The organism is Arhodomonas sp. KWT (genome assembly GCF_010993615.1).
Map to the genome: position 1 here is coordinate 1 of NZ_WNXE01000664.1, position 920 is coordinate 920.

At 71.3% G+C, this 920-nt stretch carries 1 protein-coding gene and 1 pseudogene; both read left to right on the forward strand.

Going from position 1 to position 920, the window contains the following annotated elements:
- Positions 1–78: 78 nt before the first annotated feature.
- Positions 79–492, forward strand: a complete 414-nt coding sequence (locus tag G7A99_RS21555) for a hypothetical protein (protein WP_163143972.1) — start codon at positions 79–81, stop codon at positions 490–492.
- A 149-nt stretch (positions 493–641) separates the two neighbouring features.
- A pseudogene (locus tag G7A99_RS21560) lies at positions 642–920 on the forward strand (TonB-dependent copper receptor); the annotation flags it as partial.

Below are 920 nucleotides of genomic sequence, written 5' to 3' on the forward strand. Positions count from 1 at the left end.
CGGGGTCAACTGCCCGGGACCTCCGGCGGGGTAGAGTCGCGATATTTCCGAAAGATATATGGATATTCGGATAACACCGTGACAAACCCCGCCATCCACCGCCTGCACCGGCGCCCCGCCTGGGTGATCGGCCTGTGCCTGCTCATGCTGATGAACATGAGCATGCCGCTGGCCACCGCCCTGGGTGCCGGTGCGGCCGACGATGGCTGGGTCACCATCTGCACTGGGGACGGCTTCCGCCAGGTCCGCCTCTCCAAACTGCTCGCCTCGAACCACGATAGCTCCGCGCCGCAGAGCTGCCCCCTGTGCCCGGACACCCCGGGCTGTCACAGCATGGGTGCCGCCCCGGCACCGCCGTCCGCCGGCGGTGACATGGGGGGCATCCGCCGGCCTTTCGACGATCCCCGGCCGCCGATTGCCCCGGCGGCCGAGGTGAACGACTGGCCGGTGCCGTCCCAGGCGCGTCCCCGCGCGCCCCCCGTTCTGTCCTGACCGCGCCGCGGTAACACCGCCCGTGCCGGCCCTGCCACTGCGGACCGCGTCCCCGTAGTGCCGGTGGTGTGGGCCGGTGGTGCCGCGGCGTGTCCGTTTCCAGCGTCAGTAGCTATTCGAAACGCCTGCAGGACAGGAGGCATCCGATCATGCCCGTAACCCGTACCGTCCGCCGCCGCGCGCCCGTGGCCGGCGGCTTTTTCGCGGCCGCCGTCGCCGTGTGTCCGGCCGTCGCGGCCGAGCCCGGAGACACGTCCATCACCGTGGAGGACGTCGTCGTCACCGCCCCGATGATGGGCGATCCCTTCACCGTGGTGACCGACCCGCGCCGGCCCCGCCAGCCGGTGCCGGCCCCCGATGGCGGCGCCTATCTCAAGCCGATTCCCGGATTCAGCCTCTCGCGCAAGGGCGGGACCAACGGCGACCCG